The organism is Enterococcus sp. AAFC-DPL-5182 (assembly GCF_058216605.1).
In genome coordinates this window covers 2,444,299-2,462,340 of sequence record NZ_CM177101.1, presented here as the reverse complement: position 1 = coordinate 2,462,340, position 18,042 = coordinate 2,444,299, and the positions used below count along the sequence as shown (strand labels likewise).

Genomic DNA, 18,042 nt, shown 5'->3' with positions numbered 1-18,042 from the left:
CAGCCTTGGAGCTGCATAGATTTGAAAGTAGGAAGGGTTCAGATTGTTTAGATGAGAATAAGGTTATCCTTACTAATAGATAGTTTTTACATGGTTTTATAGCTAACAAAATATTTAATCAACTTAATTAAAGAGCCACTCAACGTATCTGTTGAGTGGCTCTTGTCCATTAAATGATTAATAGCGCAAGATAGCAACTAACGTCTTTTCATCTGGCGCAGCTTTTTGATCAAGGACAAAAACTTTTCCACCTGTTCTAAGAACATTATCTGTTACTTTATTCAAAACTTTTCGTCGATCGAATTCTTCCGTTGTCATCTCAGTTGTTTCATTGACAAAATTAGCAGTAGAGATGAAGAAATGTGACACTTTTCCTTCATCAGATGCAGGAACGATATCGACTAATTGATCGACAAATTTCTTGTCTAGCAACTGATTATACGAAGCTGTTTCGATAGACTCTAATTCTTGATTGATTTTATAGGCGCCTTTTTCAATATCTTGAAAAGAAACTTGAGCTGGAGAAAGTGCGACAGAAGCATCTGTTACTAAATAAGGATTTTTCGCAATTTTTTTAAATAATGTTTGATTTTCTGGTAAAGCGTATAAACGAATGGGTAAGTTATCAGAGTTTACAAATGTATCCTTTAAGTAATTATCAATTGCTTGATAGTAATTAGTCCAATCGATTTTTACTTCTTCATCTTTGGTATTGACACCGTGATAAGCAACGCCTTCTTTAGAAGAGCCGTTATAGCCAGTGCCACCTTGAATGGAGTAGTTCATACTACCGCCAGTTAACTCATCACCTAAAGCGCCAACAAGATCAGTTGGTGCATCAGCAGGCAAATCAACGGTTTTAACTTGATTATTTTCAACTAAATAAAGCTGCATAGCGTCTCGATTTAAAGCCATTAGATAATAACGATAGTTAAATTGATTATTTTTAATGATGCCTAGGAGATAAGGTCGGTCGTCAACGTAGTATTGATTGTCAACAGATACATTTAATCGGTGAATAAAAATGTCTTTCTCACTAATAATAATCGACACACTCTTAGTAGCATTACGCCAAAATGAAGCGTCAGCCAGCAAAGCGTCGATTTTGTCTTGGAATGGCAGCCAAGAAAGTTCAGTATATTTTTTCTCAAAGCGGACTTTTGCGGCTTTAGCGAAATTTTTAAGTGCTAAAGAATCTTTTTCGACATCTTGATGAGCGACATGAGTATTTAGAATAAATGTTACAAAGGGACCTTGAACTTCGTCAGAGAATAGAACAGATAAATTGTCTTTTTCTTGATCTAACATAATACATTCCTCCTATAATGAAACATTTCATTGCTACTAATAAAAGTGTAGCACAGGCATAAAAATGTTGGAACTAATAAGGTTTGGAAAATACTATCTAAAGGGAAATGTAAAAAGTTGTTCTATGAGTAATTCCTCATGATTTTTTTATGGAATACAAAATAGCTGTTCATCTCTATTTTAAATAGAGATGCTAATATGTCTTCATGCCAATTATCCCGAATTGGTTTTTCATACTTACTCCTACCAAGAGTAAATAACAACCTTCATTTCCACCACAGACGACGGTCGTGGTGGTTTTTTGTTTTTACTCCAATATTAGTAAGGTAGTCTAATCATTTTTCTACTAATATTTAGAGAAGTTCCTGGGAGAATCTTGAGGGAAAATAGATAGTACAAAGGTTTAAACATAGTTAATAATAGAATAAATAGACTAGAGAATAAAAATGATGACATTGTGAGCATTATACTATATAATCATATTATAATAAGATTGAAATAAATGACAAAACGATTTGTTTGGGAATGTTTTTGAACTTTAGAATTGTTTACTTTGTGGGGAGTCTAAAATGAATTTTATTCATGCTACTAATGAATTTTGTTGTAATAGAATAGTAAAGTCTCAGTGTATCAATCCTAGTGAAACGGATATTTATTCTTTTTTAAATGTTTTTTTTGATAGGCTTCAAAATGTCATTTTAATGGACGCTTGGGATAGTTTTTTAGAGAAACAAGATTTTAATTTTTTTCCTGGATGTTCTTATAAGTATTTAGGCAGCGGAGTTTATTGCTTTGAAGAAATTGATAAATGCGTTGCAAAAAGGTATGATGAGGAAAAACCAGTACTTTTAAAAATAGAAGTGAAGAATACTATTTCGAAATTGGATTTGAATAAGACTGAAGAAATGGAAACACTCAAAAAAAAATTTGAAATCCATATGGTCAACTATATCTCTAATTTAGAAGAGGAAAGTGAGCAACTTATATATGGTTATTTTGCAGAAATAATATCATACAATATTACTAAATTGTTAAAAGGAGATAAAGATGGTGTTCCTTTTTCTTTAGGTTTATCATTAGATCTACTTAGTTATGAGAAAATATATGATATTATTTTTTTTAAATTTCCTAAAAGAGAAGCTAATTATGTTACAATAAAAGAAATAAGTGTTATAACTAACCTAAGTAAGTGTTAATTGAGTTTTTTAAGGAGGCTATTATTCATGACTAAAGAAAATATGGCTCAAACTTTTTTTGAAAATAGAGTTAAAAAAAATAAGCTTTCGAATGATCAACTAAAGAAAGCAATCTCTTTGATGAAACAAAAACGTGAAATGCTAGAATTGTCTATTTATATTGAAGAATTTGAAAAAGAAATTCAACAACAAGGTGCTCGTGAAATCAATAATGACGAAATTTGCGCGTCTATTGATGGTAAACAGATATCCAATGGAAAGCTGAATAATTCAAAATTTAACAAAAAATATCTTATTGATTTTGAAGTGGATTTTTTAAGTGAAGAAATTTATATTGATTATGATTTTGAAAAGTTATTACAACCAAAAGCAGCATAGGAGAGAAAAATGAAACCAGTTATTACGTTGCAGGGGTATAAAATAATAAAACTATTAAGGGAACGAATCGAAAAAACGGACAAATTAGATAAAGAAGAGAAACCTTTTAATATGAAAGTAGCTTATAAATTAGTTGAGAATAATCAATTAGCATTTTTAAAGTTGGAGACTAAATTATATATAAACGAAGCGAAGTATGAAGTGATTTTAGAAGGTGCATTTAACGTTGAAGATAGTAGCTTAACAGAAGAACAAATTAAACAATTTGTGAAGGTTAATGGTACAGCAATTCTTTATCCTTATATCAGAAGTAATATATCAGTGATTTCTGCTTTAGATTCACAAGATTCTGTGCTAATGCCCACTCTTAATACCAATATTTTTAGAGAAAATGACACTATTTAAATAAATAGTGTCATTTTTTTATAATAATGTAACTAAAATAGAATTTCACGAAGAAAATCTCAGCTATAGGAAACTTAAACACTTATTCTCATACTATTTTTTTTGAGTTCACAACGCTTCAATAAACCGATTGGTTCGAAACAAACGCGTTTCCAAATTAGTCCCTAATTCAACCGCCGCATGTTGGCCTTTTCCACTAAATTTATACCGAATAGCATCCGCATTTGTTTTAGCAGCAATATAAGAAACACCAAAATTTGCCTGCATTGTATGAATCAATCGAACATAAAGAGCACTTTCTGATATGCCAAAATGATTCGATAGTTGAGACAAATTCCAGCCTTCTTTTAAAAAGCGGAAAAATACAACATCGGGCACTAGAATTGCAGAAGCACCAATGTTTGCTTGAAATTCATGAAGCACTTCGTTGTAAGAATAGTGCAAACTCCGTTCTGTATCAGTAAAAATTGTATCGCTTTCAGTCATATGAAATAAATAATGCGTAATCTCATGACTGATTGTAAAATTCTTTCTTTTTTCACTCATGTTTTGATTATAGCCAATCGTTGTCTCTAAAGAGTCTTTAACGATCATACCCGAAATACGATCTCTTGCGACGCCGTCGAATGGAAAACTGCGCATTGAAACTCCCTTAGACTTTACGAAATCCCAAAGATAGGAACAATCGTAATTTTCATAACCGATATTATTTGCGACCATCAAAGCCGAGATATAATCGTTTATTTTATCCGAAAAACTAAGATATTCATCAATTTGCTCTGTCATCCAATCACGCCTTGTCGTCTTGTTTTAGTTCTCGTTCTCGCTCGATTTCTGATCGTCTAAAACGCAGAAATCGATTCACTTCATCCTTTAATTCATCTACTTCATTTTCAGATAAGCCTTCAGTATTCATCCGAAACATGATTTGAGAAGAAAGATGTTCTTCTTGATCTGCTTCTTTAATAGAAGGTATTTCTGATCTTCCTAATAGATAGTCCGTAGATACATCAAAATAATCCGCAACTTTTTGGATATTCTCTATCTTAGGCGAAGAGGTATCCCAGCGACGAATTTGTCCGTTAGAGATGCCTGTATTGCGTTCAATTTCGGCAAAGGTAACTTTTTTCTTATCCGCGAGTTCTTTGATTCTGTAAGTTAAACTCATGTTTTTCAACCTTTCATAAGCTTAAATGAAAAAAATATTAGCTTTTAAGCTATTTTTAATTGACAATTAGCATTTAAGCTATTATAATGTTCTTGTAAGCTAATTTATCAGTAAATAGTTAGGCAAGCCATTCTAACAGTTGATTTCTAAAAAAGAAAGCAAAGAAATTAGAATAGAGCTTATTTAACTATACTTATATAATAGCGCAAATGCTAATTTAAGTCAATTGTTTTATCCTATATTAGCTAATTAACTAAAATGAAAAGGGAGTTGAAATTAAAACCAGTTGAGAAAGAATAACAATGTGACATGAGGGTGAAACGTATCAAACATAACTGCTAAAGAAAAGGAGAGGATAAATGATGCTGCTATTTCCCGAAATCGATCGAAAAAAAACGAAGAAAAGGGTTCATGGTTTGTTAAATAAATATCGAACGTTAGTGCGAATCGCTGGAGAGAAACATTCGCCCAAAGTAACGACTACCTACACATTTGAAATGAGAAAAATGGATGGAGAATTCTCACAAAAAAGTGGACAGCTGGTCGATCGAAAATATTTAGCTGAAGTTGAACTAGTGAAAATCACAGAAGCGATGAATCAGTTAGACGAGTATGACAGACAGTTATTATATGATAAATATATGGATCGAAATTTTACTACAAATATCGCAATTTACATGAAGCACCACATGAGCGAAAGTAAATTTTATCGTGAACTGGATAAAGCAATGATTCGGTTTGCCGAGGCTTATGAGAGTGGGAAACTATTGATGGAAAAATGACATTATAGTGGGAGGAAAACGCCAGTTTTATTATTAAGAAATCGAGTAAACTATTCTTATACCGCTAGTTAAAAAGTGTTCACCATGATGAGATAAGACATTTAGTTTTAACTAGTCAGATAAATTTATTGAGCAATAATCAGTTGACGTAAATAATGAAAAAGGTGGTAATTATGAAGATGTTCGAGTTTTTAGATCGTTTCTTAGTGGATGCTGATCACAAAGCAATTTATGTTTTAACCTTGATTTGTGTAGCGATGATCATCGATTTTTTAAGCGGCAGTCTGGCTGCAAAAATCAATCCAACAATTAACTTTTTAAGTAAAGTAGGAATCAATGGAATTTTACGAAAAGTAGCAAGTATGGTGCTGTTAATGTTTTTTATTCCTTTGGCTCCTTTGATTCCAGGAGGCGCTGGTGTAGGGCTGATTTATGTCTTATATGTCGGTTATTTATTAATGGAATTAAAATCGATTCTTGAAAATTATAAAAAAATGGGGATTGGAACAGAACTGTTTGAAAATTTTATCAAGAATATCAAGAATGGCAAAGAAGATGAGTAGCAACAAACTATTTTGTTGTCTATCTAAGAAAAAAATGAAACTGAAGGCAGATGCAACTGCTACAGTTTCATTTTTTTTACTTATTTCTAGCTTTTATCGAACGGAACAAAGTCAGACCTAAAGCTGTTAAGCATAAAATAAACGAGCCTAAAAAAGTAATTCTCATTCCTATAATAAAAATATCAGGTCGCTCACTGATATAAGTCGTTACACGTTGACCATACACAGCACTCATGGCGTTATACAAAATCGTTGTGGCTAAAGCAATTCCTAAAACCATCCCTAAATTACGTGCAAAAGAGTTCATACTTCCAGCCACACCTAAATCTTCTTTAGAAACACTACTCATAACAGTTGTATTATTAGGTGATTGAAAAAGCGCATTGCCTAAGCCCATGATACCCGTCGCCAAAATATAATACCGAAGTGGAGTTCCTTGATTTAAAAACATATACATCAAAGAAGTGATCGAAAGCAGAATCAATCCAGAAAACGTTAAAAGTTTCGTACCGATTTTATCTGTCAAAAATCCACTAATAGGAGAGCCGACTACCATCAGTAGTGGAAAGACCATCATCAACAATCCCGCTTTACTGGCAGGTAACCCGCGTGAATTTTGTAAATAAAATGGGATCACAACATTAACAAAGAAATTAGAAGAGAAGATTAAAACCGCTGTGATCAAGCTCATCGTAAAGATTTTATTTTTGAAAATAGAAAAAGTAATCAGCGGTTGGCTAACACGTTTTTCTACTCGAATGAAAATGATGAATGAAAGAAATGCGAGAGTGAATAATACGACAGATAAAGCAGCGTTAAAGCCAATCTCTTGCCCAATAAAAATACCGCCAAAAAAGGTCATAATAAATACTGCAAATAAACTAAAGCCAAGCATATCGACTTTTTTTCCACTTTTGATAATATCTTTCGGTAAAAATTTCTCACCGATCAAAATCGTGATGATGCCAACAGGGACATTGATCCAAAAAATGTAAGGCCATGAAAATTGTGAAAGAATCAATCCGCCAATTCCAGGTCCTGCAATTGAACCTAGAGAAACGAAAGCACCGATCGAGCCCAATGCGCGCCCCCGTTCTTTAAATGGAAATACTTCAGTGATGATCCCAGAATTTGTTGCCATCGTCATACTAGAACCAATCCCTTGAACGATTCGTGCAAATAAAAGAAACGTCAAGGACTGATTGAATCCACATAATAGTGAACCAATTGTAAAAATGACCGTTCCGATCCGATAAACTTTGATTTTGCCAAAGCTATCGCCGATTTTGCCAAAAAGTAACAAGCAGGCGCAGACAATCATCAAGTAAATCGAAACGATCCATTCTGACTGATTCATCGGTACATTCATATCTTTAGAAATTGTCGGCAGTGCTATATTGACGATGCTGGCATCTAACGTAGACATAAATGTAAACATTGCTACTGAAACCAAAATCCACCAGCGATTCTTTTGTACTTCTGTATTTTCTTGAAAACTATTTACTGATTCCATTTATCCATCTCCTAAAAAATCTAAGTAATCCGTTCTTATCATACTCCTTTTTTGGGAAAAATGTCAGTGAAAAAATAATGAAAATAATTGGAAAGAACTTATTTTTTACTTCAAACAGTATTAGCCGAATCTGTTTACAGACATTTTTTAGCGTATTCCTAAAAAGAAGTAGAATTACGTTTGTTTATTTTTCACTTCTGTTACAATAAAAAGAGAATAACTGTACTAAAATGTAGTTTTTTTTGTTATACTTTTTAAGTGAAGTCAATTACTATGGAAGTTATAGCTGTTTCAATATGGATGAAGAAAGAATTAAAACAGATTCCTTTTATAAAAAGAAAGATTCTGATTTATAAGGAGTGTAGTAGAACAATCGAGGGAAGTTTTAGATCATAAAGTTCTAAACTTGTTCACTCAACTTTAAAACGAGGAGGATATTATGGCTACGAAACATGATCAAATATTGAAGTACATTGAAGGATTGCCGATCGGTGATCGTATTTCTGTTAGAAGTATTGCAAAAAATCTTGGTGTTAGTGAAGGAACTGCTTATCGAGCAATCAAAGATGCTGAAAATATCGGATTAGTTTCAACGATTCAGCGTGTGGGAACAATTCGAATCGAGCGTAAATTAAAAAAACATATTGAAAAATTGACTTTTGGTGAAGTGGTTCGAATCATTGAAGGTGATGTTTTGGGCGGATCTTCTGGTCTGGATAAAGTGTTGAATAAGTTTGTGATTGGTGCGATGACTGAAAAAGCCATGACAAGATATATTACGCCAGGCTCGCTGATGATCGTGGGGAATCGCCAAGGGGTTCAAAAATTAGCCTTAGAAAATGGGGCAGCTGTTTTGATTACTGGTGGTTTTGATACAGAAAATGAAATTGCTGAGTTAGCGGATGAATTAGAAATGCCTGTACTGAGAACGACCTATGATACCTTTACTGTGGCAACAATGATCAACAGGGCATTGAGCGACCAATTGATTAAAAAGGATATCATGTTAGTCAGCGATATTTATACGACGTTAGAAAAAACAAATTACTTATTTTCAACGAATACGATCGCTGATTATCAAAAACTTTCAGAGAAAACCCATCATTCACGTTTTCCTGTAGTCAATAAAAGCTTGCGTTTAGTCGGGATCGTGACAGCAAAAGATGTTCTAGGCAAGGCAGAAACGCTATCCATGGATAAAGTCATGACCAAAGATCCGATCGTTGTGAAAAAAATGATGAGTGTGGCAAGTGTTAGTCATCAAATGATTTGGGATGGGTTGGAAGTAATGCCTGTTGTTGAAGATGATTTGTCATTAGTCGGTTTTGTTTCGAGACAAGATGTGATGAAAGCAATGCAGTTGGTACAGCGACAACCACAGATTGCAGATACGATTTCTGATCAAATTTCTGGTGAAGTGATGCCTGTGGAAGAAGGCAATAAAGCGGGTGAGCCGCAGTTTAAATTTTCAGTTGCCCCTCAAATGGTCAATAGTGTAGGGACGATTTCTTTTGGCGTGCTAAGTGAAATCATTGCAAACGTGACCCAACGGACGATGATTACCAATCAAAGAAGAAATGTCTTGATCGAGCAAATGAGTTTACATTATTTACGTTTGATACAATTAGAAAGTGAGCTGGATATCCGTCCGAGAGTCTTAGAAATTGGACGCCGTTCAGCAAAATTAGATATCGAAGTGTATTTGGAAAATGCACTTGTGGCAAAAGCAATTGTTGTTTGCCAAGTAATGGAGCGTACTTAGGAGGAAATCGAGCATGGATGTTGTAAATGAAATTTTAGCGAAAATCAAAGCCTATCAAACAATTATTATTCATCGCCACCAACGACCTGATCCAGATGCAATCGGGTCACAAGTTGGGTTAGCGGAAATATTGAGAGCGAGTTTTCCAGATAAAAAAATCTATCAGGCAGGTGGCCCTGTTGAAGGGTTGGAGTTTTTAGCGGAAATGGATGAAGTGTCTGATGAGACGTACCAAAATGCTTTAGTGATTGTTACTGACACAGCGAATTCACCTAGAATCAGTGACGATCGCTATCAACTAGGTACTGAACTAATCAAAATCGATCATCATCCCAATGATGATCCTTATGGAGATTTAGTCTGGGTCAATCCAAAAGCGAGCAGTTGTAGTGAAATCATCGCTGATTTTTATCATCTTCATCAAGATGAACTAATCATGAATAATAATGCGGCCCGATTGCTCTATGCTGGGATCATTGGCGATACTGGCAGGTTCTTATACCCATCAACTACACCGCATACCTTAGAGGTAGCGGCTGAACTGATGACGTATGAATTCAATGCTGCTGAGCTCAATCGTGAACTAGAACAAATACCGATGAGTGTCGCAAAATTAGCTGGTTATGTGTATCAAAATATTAAAGTAGACGAGTATGGTGCAGCTATGGTGATGTTACCTCAATCTTTACTTGATGAGTATGGCATTGTTGATTCAGAAACAGCTGCAATCGTATCGTTACCTGGTGTGATCGATGAGGTTCTAGCATGGGGGATTTTTGTAGAGCAACCAGAAGGCTATTACCGCGTTCGTTTACGCTCAAAAGGACCTGTGATCAATGAGTTGGCAAAGAAACATCATGGTGGAGGACATCCTTTAGCTAGCGGTGCCAATGCTAAGGATCAACTAGAAATTGATGAAATCTACAGTGAGATTCAGCAATTATGTAATGAATATAAAAAATAACAACTGAAAGCATTTACATTTAGAAAGACATCCGTTATACTAAAGCTAGTTAAATAGCGGATAGTGATTGTCTTAGACAAGCTAAACCTGATTGTGCCAAATAACTTTATTTGGTATAGTTGGGTTTTTTCTTTTTCTGTTAGACAAAGATATCCTAAAATATTTAACAAAAAAAGGAATAGTACGGAGGAGAAAGTGTTATGAAATTGAAAAAGATGGTTGTTGGTATCGCGTTATTGTCAATGGTTTTAGTCGGGTGCAGCAATGGTACTGCTAAGGAAGAAAAGAAAGCTGATACAAAGGAAAAAGAAAATTCAGAAGTAGTGATCTACCTTGCTCGCCATGGTAAAACGATGTTGAATACAGTCGATCGCTCTCAAGGATGGATCGATGCACCGCTGACACCAGCTGGCGTTGAAGTAGCAGAACAGTTAGGTAAAGGGCTGTCAGATGTTAAATTTGATAAGGTAGTAACGAGTGACAGTGGACGTGCAATTGAAACAGCTGAATTAGTTTTGAAAAATAATGGACAAGAAACGTTAACAAAGGAAATGACGAAAGACAAACGCCTAAGAGAATATAATTTTGGTACGTATGAAGGCTTGATGAATGAAGAAATGCTGACAGCAGTGGCAAAAGAACAAGGAAAAACATATGAAGAGTACAATGAGTGGATGAAAGAAGTTGGTTTCTATAAAGGAATCATCGAATTTGCTGATGTATTATCTGACTTAGATAAGAAAAATGTTGAAGAAGGCGTGAACTGGCCGGCAGAAGATAGTAAAACGATTGTTGCTCGCTTAACAGCTGGCTTGGATGATATTGTGAAAGATGCTGAAAAAGAAGGCGCGAACAATGTGTTAGTTGTGTCTCATGGGATGAGCATTATTACATTGTTAGGTGAATTAGATGCAAATGCAGACTTGCCGGATGGCGGATTAAAAAATGCTAGTGTGTCAAAAGTAACGTATAAAAATGGTAAATATACGATCGATAGCGTAAACGATCTTTCTTATGTAGAAAAAGGAAAAGAAAGTAAATAGAACTGATTTACTTTACTATTTGTAAATATAATAATTCTTTTCTTTCGTTTAGAAGTGCGATAGAATGAAGTGATAACACTTTAAGAGAGAACGATAGAATGAAGGAGAGTTTAAGCTAAATGGAAAATTTACCAAGTTGCCCTGAATGTGGCTCAACATACACTTACGAGGATCGTGGCATGATGATTTGTCCTGAGTGCGCACACGAATGGTCACCAGCGGATGCAGCTGAAGATACAGCAACTGTCATCAAAGATTCAAATGGAAATGTCTTAGCTGACGGTGATAATGTAACAGTTATCAAAGATTTAAAAGTCAAAGGGGCAAGTGGTGCGATCAAACAGGGAACGAAGGTTAAAGGCATTCGTTTAGTGGTTGATGCGGCAGATGGCCATAATATTGATTGTAAAGTTGAAGGATTTGGTCCGATGAAACTTAAATCTGAGTTTGTGAAGAAGAATTAAAGGATCAATAATCAAGCTGTTTATGATTGTCGAGTGTTAGGAGTTTATCTCTGACACTCGTTTTTTGTTTGAACCAATCAAGAAGATTCCCCTATAAACTTACTTTGTTTTTTGTTCCAATGAATTCGTAAAGAGGCTATGTGCTAACATAACCTCTTCGACAGAGCCGTTTAAGACGGTAACTAGATTATTTTTTGTCTTTAAAGAAAAGGTGTTAAAAACTAAAATATTCTTTAAGAAAAATAATACTCTTAATCAAAGTTGTCTAAAAATGTCATAAAGATGATTAATCAAATCAAAAGAAAATTTTAATTAACAATGTGAATAAAATACATATATGTTTGTGTTAAACTATATTGTAAGTCTATTTAAAGGAGTTTATTATGGGAGTTAATAGTAGTTTAACTGTAGCAGGTGGTGTTTCTTCTCAACTAAGTAAAGCAGCTAGTAGTTTTACTTCAGTAAATCAGCCTACAGCTATGGCAAACAGAACAAAGGTAAGTGGTAATGAGAACGCTAAGAACAGTCTTACTAGCGTACATAGTAGAGGTCAACGGCTATCAAATGCAATAGCAAGAGATGGCAATAACATTCACTCGGTTGCAAAAGAGTTTGCGGCCATTGATCAGAAAGTTAAAAGTGGCTTTGATGGATTGACCCCAAATGGGGTATTAAAGTTATGAAAAATGAGGTTGGTAGGGAATCAATCATACAGATGGAGTTACAACAGCTATCGCTAGAGCAAGAGAGTAATCAGCGGGAGATACGTCAATTAGAAGAAGCAGAGCAAGAATATTTTTATATTTCAAATTTAGAACAACGCTTTTATCAAGAATTAATAGAAGCAAGTCAAGGATCAACCCTGATAAATCACTTTTCAGAGTTAGAACTTGAATCTAGAGAGTTACAACAAAAACAGATTCGGGAACTGCAGGAGCAATCAGATTTTCTATCAGAACAAAAAAGATTTTTTACTGACAAAGAAGAACAATTATACGTTGAGCGCAAGCAACTGTTTAGCCGAGAAGGTGGTGACAGTGCATGGGATTAGATTTTTTTGTAGGAGAAGTGAGCGCCCAAAGTGCAGTAGCCAAACAAATGGCAAACGAGTATATTCAATTTAGTGGTGTACTAAAAGATAGTGTGAATCACTTTATGAATGCACCTTTGTCTGGCAAGACTTATGATTCTGCAAAACAATATTTTTCTGCAGTGTACCCTACGTTGGCAAGTGGTTTTATCTTGGTATGTGAATCGTTAATTGAAGCGCATAGCAAGTTTCCAGAAGAGTTTCAATCACAAGTGGATACTTGTGATGTCATAGAAGACCAACTGAAAGCTGTTATTTCTCAAGGGCAAACAACACTTCAAAGTATGGCACAACGGCTAGATAAAGAAAAAGAACCCAATCAAGGTCTGGAACAGCGCTATATGCACGTTCAAGCAGCAATCCAAAAAAACGAAGAAAAGCTGCAGAAACTGTACGATTTTAATGCCAGTTCTCCTGATCTATTTGCGGATTTTGAAACACAACTGGCCAACTTTGATGCTGGACTAGCAGAAGTTGAAAAAGGTGCAGCGTGGAATGCTTCTTCAGGAACGTTTGATATAAGTCAGGTAAATCTAGCGTGGACAAAACCAATTGGACGTGAGTGGGACAAGAGACAGAAAAAGATTGATGCAAAGGTTGAAGCACATCGCATAGAAAATCAAGAAATTACTTATACGTTCGACGAATTTGGTAATGTGACAGGTGTCTATGTAGATGGTGCGTTTAATCCTAAGATGACTTTAGCGGTTCAAGAAGCAATCGCTACAAATAACTGGAATGCACTGAAGGCTTTTGGTGTAGGAATTGCAGATAAAATTTATGAAAACTTTGGATTGAGTGCTTTAATGGGCGAACGTACTTTAGATGCTGACTCTGTTGGAACGAAACCATATGCAGTTGCCCAATTTGCTGGAGATCTTCTATCAGTTGCAGGTGGAGCAGCAGAATTTCTTGGTGGTTTTTCCTGGTTGATTGGTGGGAATGCTCTATCATTTGTAGGAACACCATTTACTGGTGGAGCTAGTGCAACTTTAAGCCCAGCAGTGACTGCTAGTGGAACAGCTGCAATGGTACATGGGACTGGTACAGTCTGGAATGCCTTTAACAGTTTTGGAAATGGATATGACTTAGATACCGGTGATGTAACTCCGGGTGGGCGATCAATGTCAAAACATGGCGCAGAAAGAACAAATGAGAGAGGGTTTACTCCGGAAAGAATTGATGCCATTATTGATAACAATATGAAAACAAGAAAGTCAAAAATTGATGAACTGGGAAGAAAAACATGGGAATATATTGACTTGAGAGGAAATAAGGTAGTAACGAATGATCGAGGAGGAATTGTCTCGGTACATTCTTCTGCCCCAAAAGGGAAGTATATACCAAAATAGAAAGTGGGAGAAATATGGAAGACTTTTTTGAGAAGGTAGCAGATGAAATAAATCATGAATATGAACCAGGAATAGGAGCAGAAATCAGATCTTTTGTGGAATATCAGGGAGAAGATATAAAAGAATCAAACCTGTCTTTTGATAGAGAGAATGAAATCTTTATTCTAAAGGTTTCCACAAATGAACTTGAAAAAGAGGCTATACAACAACTGTTTATGAAGCTTGTCTTTTTTTTAGAGTATCCTAACGCAACATTTTACACAACAAATCAAACTGATAAATCATTGCATTATCGACTCATTTCGTATACCAAAAAAAATATAGGCTTTGTCCTTGATGTAGAGTTCTTTTAGTAAATCAATATTTTAGCCTATTTCCCCTTTTGCTTGAAGAATGATGATAAGTTATTCTACAGACAGGAGGGGTTTCGTATGTGCGGCAGGTTCTTATTAGATCTCCAACTGACTCTAAAGAAATTAAGGAGAAGAACCAGAAGATTAAGACCAGGGAGAGAATTTCGACCAATAAAGTGTCATATCTGATCACGATATTGATATTGTAGTCATTGCTTTTGGGGGCATAGTATCAAAAAGTCACAATCAATTATAAAAGCTCGACCAGAAACAGCAACTGAAAAGAAAACGTTCGCTATAGTATTAGCAGGATTCGAAGTGCCTTCCCCACTTCTGGATTTTATGAAAAAGAATAGCTATCCCATATAACTAAAAACGATGGAAAGAAGAATTGCCTTCTTTCCATCGTTTTGTGTCTCTAATTTGAATCTTCCCGAAAAGACTGCACTCTTTTCACCCCACGCCAAAGATTGAGAACCGCTAACACGCCACCTAAAATAAGTGGAATCCACAATAATTCTGGCGAGTAACGCAACGTATTTAGTTGCTCTGTAGAATTATTATCCTCTAAAGTCCACAATCCTTGCAAAACCTGAAAACTAAAGGCCATCATAAAGGTTGCAATCAGTAAAAGAACGAATCCGATATAGTGCAGTTTGCTTTTTTTTCTAATAATAGCAAATACAATGTATAAAAAAAGTAAAAAGATAGGAACGCCAAATGCAAAGTATGGATTTAACATAAAAAAGCCTCCGTATAGAAAAATTGAATCATCTAATGAATTAGTGTAGTAATGTCTCTCACGCTATAAATCAATCATACTGCAATTTTTCCAATTTGCAAAATATATTTTTTGTTAAAGCTCTAGTTATTAGAAATGACAAACGTTTTATTTTCTACTACACTAAAGAGGAAGGAGTGTGTTTAGATGTCAGCATATGCTGCACCAATCAAAACAGCAATGATCGTTTTTCCTTTTTTGGCATTTGCGATTTCATTTGTGCTTATTATTCGTGAATACCGGAAATATGGCACTTTTTTATTTAGAAGAGCACTGATACTGTATTCATTTGTTTTCTATTTACTATGTGCTTATTTTTTAGTTATTTTGCCATTACCGCCAAAAGCAGAGGTTGCGCAATATACCAGTCAATATTTAGAATTACGACCCTTTTATTTTGTCAGTCGTTTTTTACAAGATACCGTACTGAATATTCATGATCCAAGCACATTTGTCCCTGCGTTAAGACAAGGCGTCGTGTTGGAACCTGTCTTCAATATCTTGTTATTAGTTCCTTTTGGGGTGTATTTACGTTATTATTACAAATTTTCATTTAGAAAAGTGGTTTTAGCTAGTTTTCTTTTGTCGCTATTTTTTGAATTGACACAGTTGAGCGGTTTGTATTTTATTTATCCTAGGCCATACCGATTAGCTGATGTGAATGATTTGATCAACAATACGTTTGGCGGGATGGTTGGTTATGCGATTACACCGATGTTGACCTTTTTATTTCCAACAAGAGACGAGCTGGATGAAGCCGCCTATGAAAAAGGGCAATCTGTTAGTTTATTTCGGCGTTTTGTGGCTTTTTTGATCGATTGGTTTGTGATTTCGATCGTGCAAGCGCTTGGGATGTTTATGCTTAATTTAATCCCAGAATACAAACAATGGTTTGTTGGGTATCCTGCATTAGAAGGACGAGTTTGGTTTTTCGCTATGGTATTTATAGTGTTTATGTTGCTGCCTAAACTTACGAATGGGAAAACAATCGGCAAGAAAGTCGTGCGTATTCAAGTTGTAGAAGAAGGTCATGAAAAAATTCGTTTTAACGCTTTATTTATTCGTTATGGTTATTTGTATTTTGTTTATGGTTTGATCAGTTCTTATATGACTAGTTCAGCTGATCTACTCAATTCTAATAATCGAATGTTGCAGTTAGTAAGTTTTATATTGTTTCTATTTTGTTCGTTTCTATTATTACTATTTTTCATTAATGTTCTGTATGTATTGGTTAGAAAGAATCGTCGTTTGTTTTATGAAAAAGCGAGTCATACCTATACGATCAGCACGATAAAAGATCAGAAAAATAGAGAAAATGAATAAGAATTTGTGGTTTCTGTGGTATAATGCATGAGGACTTACACAACAAGTTTGAAAGAGGTGAGGTAAATGAGTTCATTTAAACAATTTCAATTCAACGATTTTATCATGGAAGCTTTAGCGGATAAAGGATTTGAACAACCAACAGAAGTACAAGAAAAATTGATCCCAGTGATTAAAAAAGGCAAAAGTGTAATCGGTCAATCCCAAACAGGAAGTGGAAAGACGCATACATTTTTATTACCATTGATGAATAAAGTAAATCCTCAATTGGATGAAGTACAGATTCTGATCACGGCACCGAGTCGAGAATTAGCGAATCAAATTTATCAAGAAGCGGCTCAGATCGCAAAATTCAGTCAACCGGAAATGCGTGTGACAAACTTTGTCGGTGGTACCGATAAACAGCGTCAAATCGCTAAACTAAAACACCAACAGCCTCATGTGGTTATTGGGACACCAGGTCGTATTTTAGATTTGATGAATGAACAAGCATTAAAAGCACATACAGCGTTTGCTTTTGTTGTGGATGAAGCAGATATGACATTAGACATGGGCTTTTTAGAAGAAGTTGACCAAATTGCTGGACGTTTGCCAGATAAGCTGCAAATGCTCGTTTTCTCAGCGACAATCCCAGAAAAATTAAAACCATTCTTGAAAAAGTATATGGAAAATCCGATCATTGAACATATCAAACCTAAAAATATTATCTCAGAAACAATTGATAATTGGTTGATTTCAACAAAAGGAAAAGACAAAAATCGTCTGATTTACCAATTATTGACGATTGGTCATCCGTATCTAGTGATTGTCTTTGCCAATACGAAACAACGAGTAGACGAAATTACGGACTATTTAAAAGATCAAGGTTTAAAAGTGGCAAAAATCCATGGCGATATTTCTCCACGTGAACGTAAACGTGTGATGAGACAAGTCCAAGATCTTGAATTTCAATATGTGGTTGCAACTGATTTAGCCGCCCGAGGCATTGATATTGAGGGAGTTTCACATGTAATCAATGCAGAGGTACCAAGTGATTTAGATTTCTTTATTCACCGTGTCGGTAGAACAGGACGAAATGGCTTAGATGGAACAGCGATCACGCTTTATTCACCCGCAGACGAAGAAGCAATATCTGAAGTGGAGCAATTAGGCATCGAGTTTCATCCAAAAGAAATCAAAAATGGTGAATTGATCGATACGTATGATCGGAATCGCCGAACAAAACGTGAAAAATCAAAAGATGCTTTAGAAGATCCAACTTTAATTGGTTTGGTGAAAAAGAAAAAGAAAAAAATCAAACCTGGCTACAAAAAGAAAATCGAATGGGCAATATCAGCTAGCAATAAACAAAAACGTAAAGTTGAACGCCGTCAGCAAACACGAACAGCTAAAAAAGCGAAAAAGAATAGCTATAAATAATCGTAAAGCTGATAGACAAGCTTGGATAATAGGTTACTTTCAAACGATAGTTTTAGACCAATCATTTATTGGTTTAAAACTATCGTATTTTTTGTACCATATAAGCAACTAAAAGGAGTTCATTTAGATTATTAAATAAACAAGTCTTACCGTATTGTTATTTTTAGCTATTGAAAAA

Annotated in this window: 20 protein-coding genes; 15 read left to right on the top strand and 5 right to left on the bottom strand. The window is 35.0% G+C overall.

Annotated features, from left to right (window positions below):
• Positions 1-177: 177 nt before the first annotated feature.
• The gene (locus AC4BB7_RS11490; RefSeq protein ID WP_086313643.1) at positions 178-1,308 is read right to left on the bottom strand and encodes a baeRF6 domain-containing protein; all 1,131 of its coding nucleotides are present in this window, start codon (positions 1,306-1,308) and stop codon (positions 178-180) included.
• A gap of 569 nt (positions 1,309-1,877) precedes the next feature.
• On the opposite strand from AC4BB7_RS11490, the gene AC4BB7_RS11485 reads away from it, so the two are divergent.
• From AC4BB7_RS11485 to AC4BB7_RS11475, 3 genes are read left to right on the top strand one after another with little or no spacing between them, the layout of a single operon-like run.
• Positions 1,878-2,504 (top strand): hypothetical protein, encoded by a 627-nt coding sequence (locus AC4BB7_RS11485; protein WP_490483105.1) that lies wholly within the window; start codon positions 1,878-1,880, stop codon positions 2,502-2,504.
• A 27-nt stretch (positions 2,505-2,531) separates the two neighbouring features.
• Complete coding sequence (locus tag AC4BB7_RS11480) at positions 2,532-2,882, top strand: hypothetical protein (RefSeq protein WP_086313641.1); 351 nt, start codon at positions 2,532-2,534, stop codon at positions 2,880-2,882.
• Positions 2,883-2,891: 9 nt separating this feature from the next.
• Positions 2,892-3,287, top strand: a complete 396-nt coding sequence (locus AC4BB7_RS11475; RefSeq protein ID WP_249921831.1) for a protein-export chaperone SecB — start codon at positions 2,892-2,894, stop codon at positions 3,285-3,287.
• 108 nt (positions 3,288-3,395) lie between these two features.
• Here the strand turns inward: AC4BB7_RS11475 and AC4BB7_RS11470 are convergent, their stop codons facing one another.
• Both AC4BB7_RS11470 and AC4BB7_RS11465 read right to left on the bottom strand, forming a co-directional pair.
• A complete protein-coding gene (locus AC4BB7_RS11470; protein WP_490483104.1) occupies positions 3,396-4,073 on the bottom strand; it encodes an ImmA/IrrE family metallo-endopeptidase in 678 nt (225 codons plus the stop codon).
• A gap of 4 nt (positions 4,074-4,077) precedes the next feature.
• Positions 4,078-4,455: a helix-turn-helix domain-containing protein gene (locus AC4BB7_RS11465; RefSeq protein WP_490456359.1), complete on the bottom strand. Its 378-nt coding sequence runs from the start codon at positions 4,453-4,455 to the stop codon at positions 4,078-4,080.
• A 359-nt stretch (positions 4,456-4,814) separates the two neighbouring features.
• Here AC4BB7_RS11465 and AC4BB7_RS11460 point away from each other — a divergent pair, with 359 nt between their 5' ends.
• Together AC4BB7_RS11460 and AC4BB7_RS11455 are read left to right on the top strand one after the other, a co-directional pair.
• Positions 4,815-5,237, top strand: coding sequence for an ArpU family phage packaging/lysis transcriptional regulator (locus AC4BB7_RS11460; protein WP_490483103.1), 423 nt, complete (start codon positions 4,815-4,817; stop codon positions 5,235-5,237).
• A gap of 173 nt (positions 5,238-5,410) precedes the next feature.
• Positions 5,411-5,800, top strand: coding sequence for a phage holin family protein (locus tag AC4BB7_RS11455; RefSeq protein WP_170922960.1), 390 nt, complete (start codon positions 5,411-5,413; stop codon positions 5,798-5,800).
• A gap of 76 nt (positions 5,801-5,876) precedes the next feature.
• Here the strand turns inward: AC4BB7_RS11455 and AC4BB7_RS11450 are convergent, their stop codons facing one another.
• A complete protein-coding gene (locus AC4BB7_RS11450) occupies positions 5,877-7,313 on the bottom strand; it encodes an MFS transporter (protein WP_490483102.1) in 1,437 nt (478 codons plus the stop codon).
• Between the two features lie 439 nt (positions 7,314-7,752).
• Between AC4BB7_RS11450 and AC4BB7_RS11445 the strand changes: the two genes are divergently transcribed.
• The 8 genes from AC4BB7_RS11445 (at position 7,753) to AC4BB7_RS11410 (ending at position 14,341) form a co-directional block, all read left to right on the top strand.
• On the top strand, positions 7,753-9,075 hold the full coding sequence (locus AC4BB7_RS11445; RefSeq protein ID WP_086313636.1) for a DRTGG domain-containing protein: 1,323 nt from the start codon (positions 7,753-7,755) through the stop codon (positions 9,073-9,075).
• 13 nt (positions 9,076-9,088) lie between these two features.
• The gene (locus tag AC4BB7_RS11440) at positions 9,089-10,039 is read left to right on the top strand and encodes a DHH family phosphoesterase (RefSeq protein ID WP_490483101.1); all 951 of its coding nucleotides are present in this window, start codon (positions 9,089-9,091) and stop codon (positions 10,037-10,039) included.
• A 200-nt stretch (positions 10,040-10,239) separates the two neighbouring features.
• Positions 10,240-11,082: a histidine phosphatase family protein gene (locus tag AC4BB7_RS11435; protein ID WP_490483100.1), complete on the top strand. Its 843-nt coding sequence runs from the start codon at positions 10,240-10,242 to the stop codon at positions 11,080-11,082.
• A 119-nt stretch (positions 11,083-11,201) separates the two neighbouring features.
• The gene (locus AC4BB7_RS11430; RefSeq protein WP_086313633.1) at positions 11,202-11,546 is read left to right on the top strand and encodes a zinc ribbon domain-containing protein YjdM; all 345 of its coding nucleotides are present in this window, start codon (positions 11,202-11,204) and stop codon (positions 11,544-11,546) included.
• Between the two features lie 383 nt (positions 11,547-11,929).
• Positions 11,930-12,229, top strand: a complete 300-nt coding sequence (locus tag AC4BB7_RS11425; RefSeq protein WP_490483099.1) for a TIGR04197 family type VII secretion effector — start codon at positions 11,930-11,932, stop codon at positions 12,227-12,229.
• A complete protein-coding gene (locus AC4BB7_RS11420) occupies positions 12,226-12,597 on the top strand; it encodes a DUF3958 family protein (protein WP_086313631.1) in 372 nt (123 codons plus the stop codon). Before AC4BB7_RS11425 ends, AC4BB7_RS11420 begins: the two co-directional genes overlap by 4 nt.
• Positions 12,588-13,988: a T7SS effector LXG polymorphic toxin gene (locus AC4BB7_RS11415; RefSeq protein WP_490483098.1), complete on the top strand. Its 1,401-nt coding sequence runs from the start codon at positions 12,588-12,590 to the stop codon at positions 13,986-13,988. The genes AC4BB7_RS11420 and AC4BB7_RS11415 overlap by 10 nt, the downstream gene beginning before the upstream one ends.
• A 14-nt stretch (positions 13,989-14,002) precedes the next feature.
• On the top strand, positions 14,003-14,341 hold the full coding sequence (locus AC4BB7_RS11410; RefSeq protein ID WP_086313629.1) for a hypothetical protein: 339 nt from the start codon (positions 14,003-14,005) through the stop codon (positions 14,339-14,341).
• 418 nt (positions 14,342-14,759) lie between these two features.
• On the opposite strand, the gene AC4BB7_RS11405 is transcribed toward AC4BB7_RS11410, so the two are convergent.
• Positions 14,760-15,083 carry a hypothetical protein gene (locus tag AC4BB7_RS11405; protein ID WP_490483097.1) on the bottom strand — a complete coding sequence of 108 codons (324 nt, stop codon included), beginning with the start codon at positions 15,081-15,083 and terminating at the stop codon, positions 14,760-14,762.
• Positions 15,084-15,269: 186 nt separating this feature from the next.
• On the opposite strand from AC4BB7_RS11405, the gene AC4BB7_RS11400 reads away from it, so the two are divergent.
• Both AC4BB7_RS11400 and AC4BB7_RS11395 read left to right on the top strand, forming a co-directional pair.
• Positions 15,270-16,445, top strand: coding sequence for a VanZ family protein (locus tag AC4BB7_RS11400; RefSeq protein ID WP_490483096.1), 1,176 nt, complete (start codon positions 15,270-15,272; stop codon positions 16,443-16,445).
• Positions 16,446-16,511: 66 nt separating this feature from the next.
• Complete coding sequence (locus tag AC4BB7_RS11395) at positions 16,512-17,864, top strand: DEAD/DEAH box helicase (protein WP_086313626.1); 1,353 nt, start codon at positions 16,512-16,514, stop codon at positions 17,862-17,864.
• Positions 17,865-18,042: the final 178 nt, after the last annotated feature.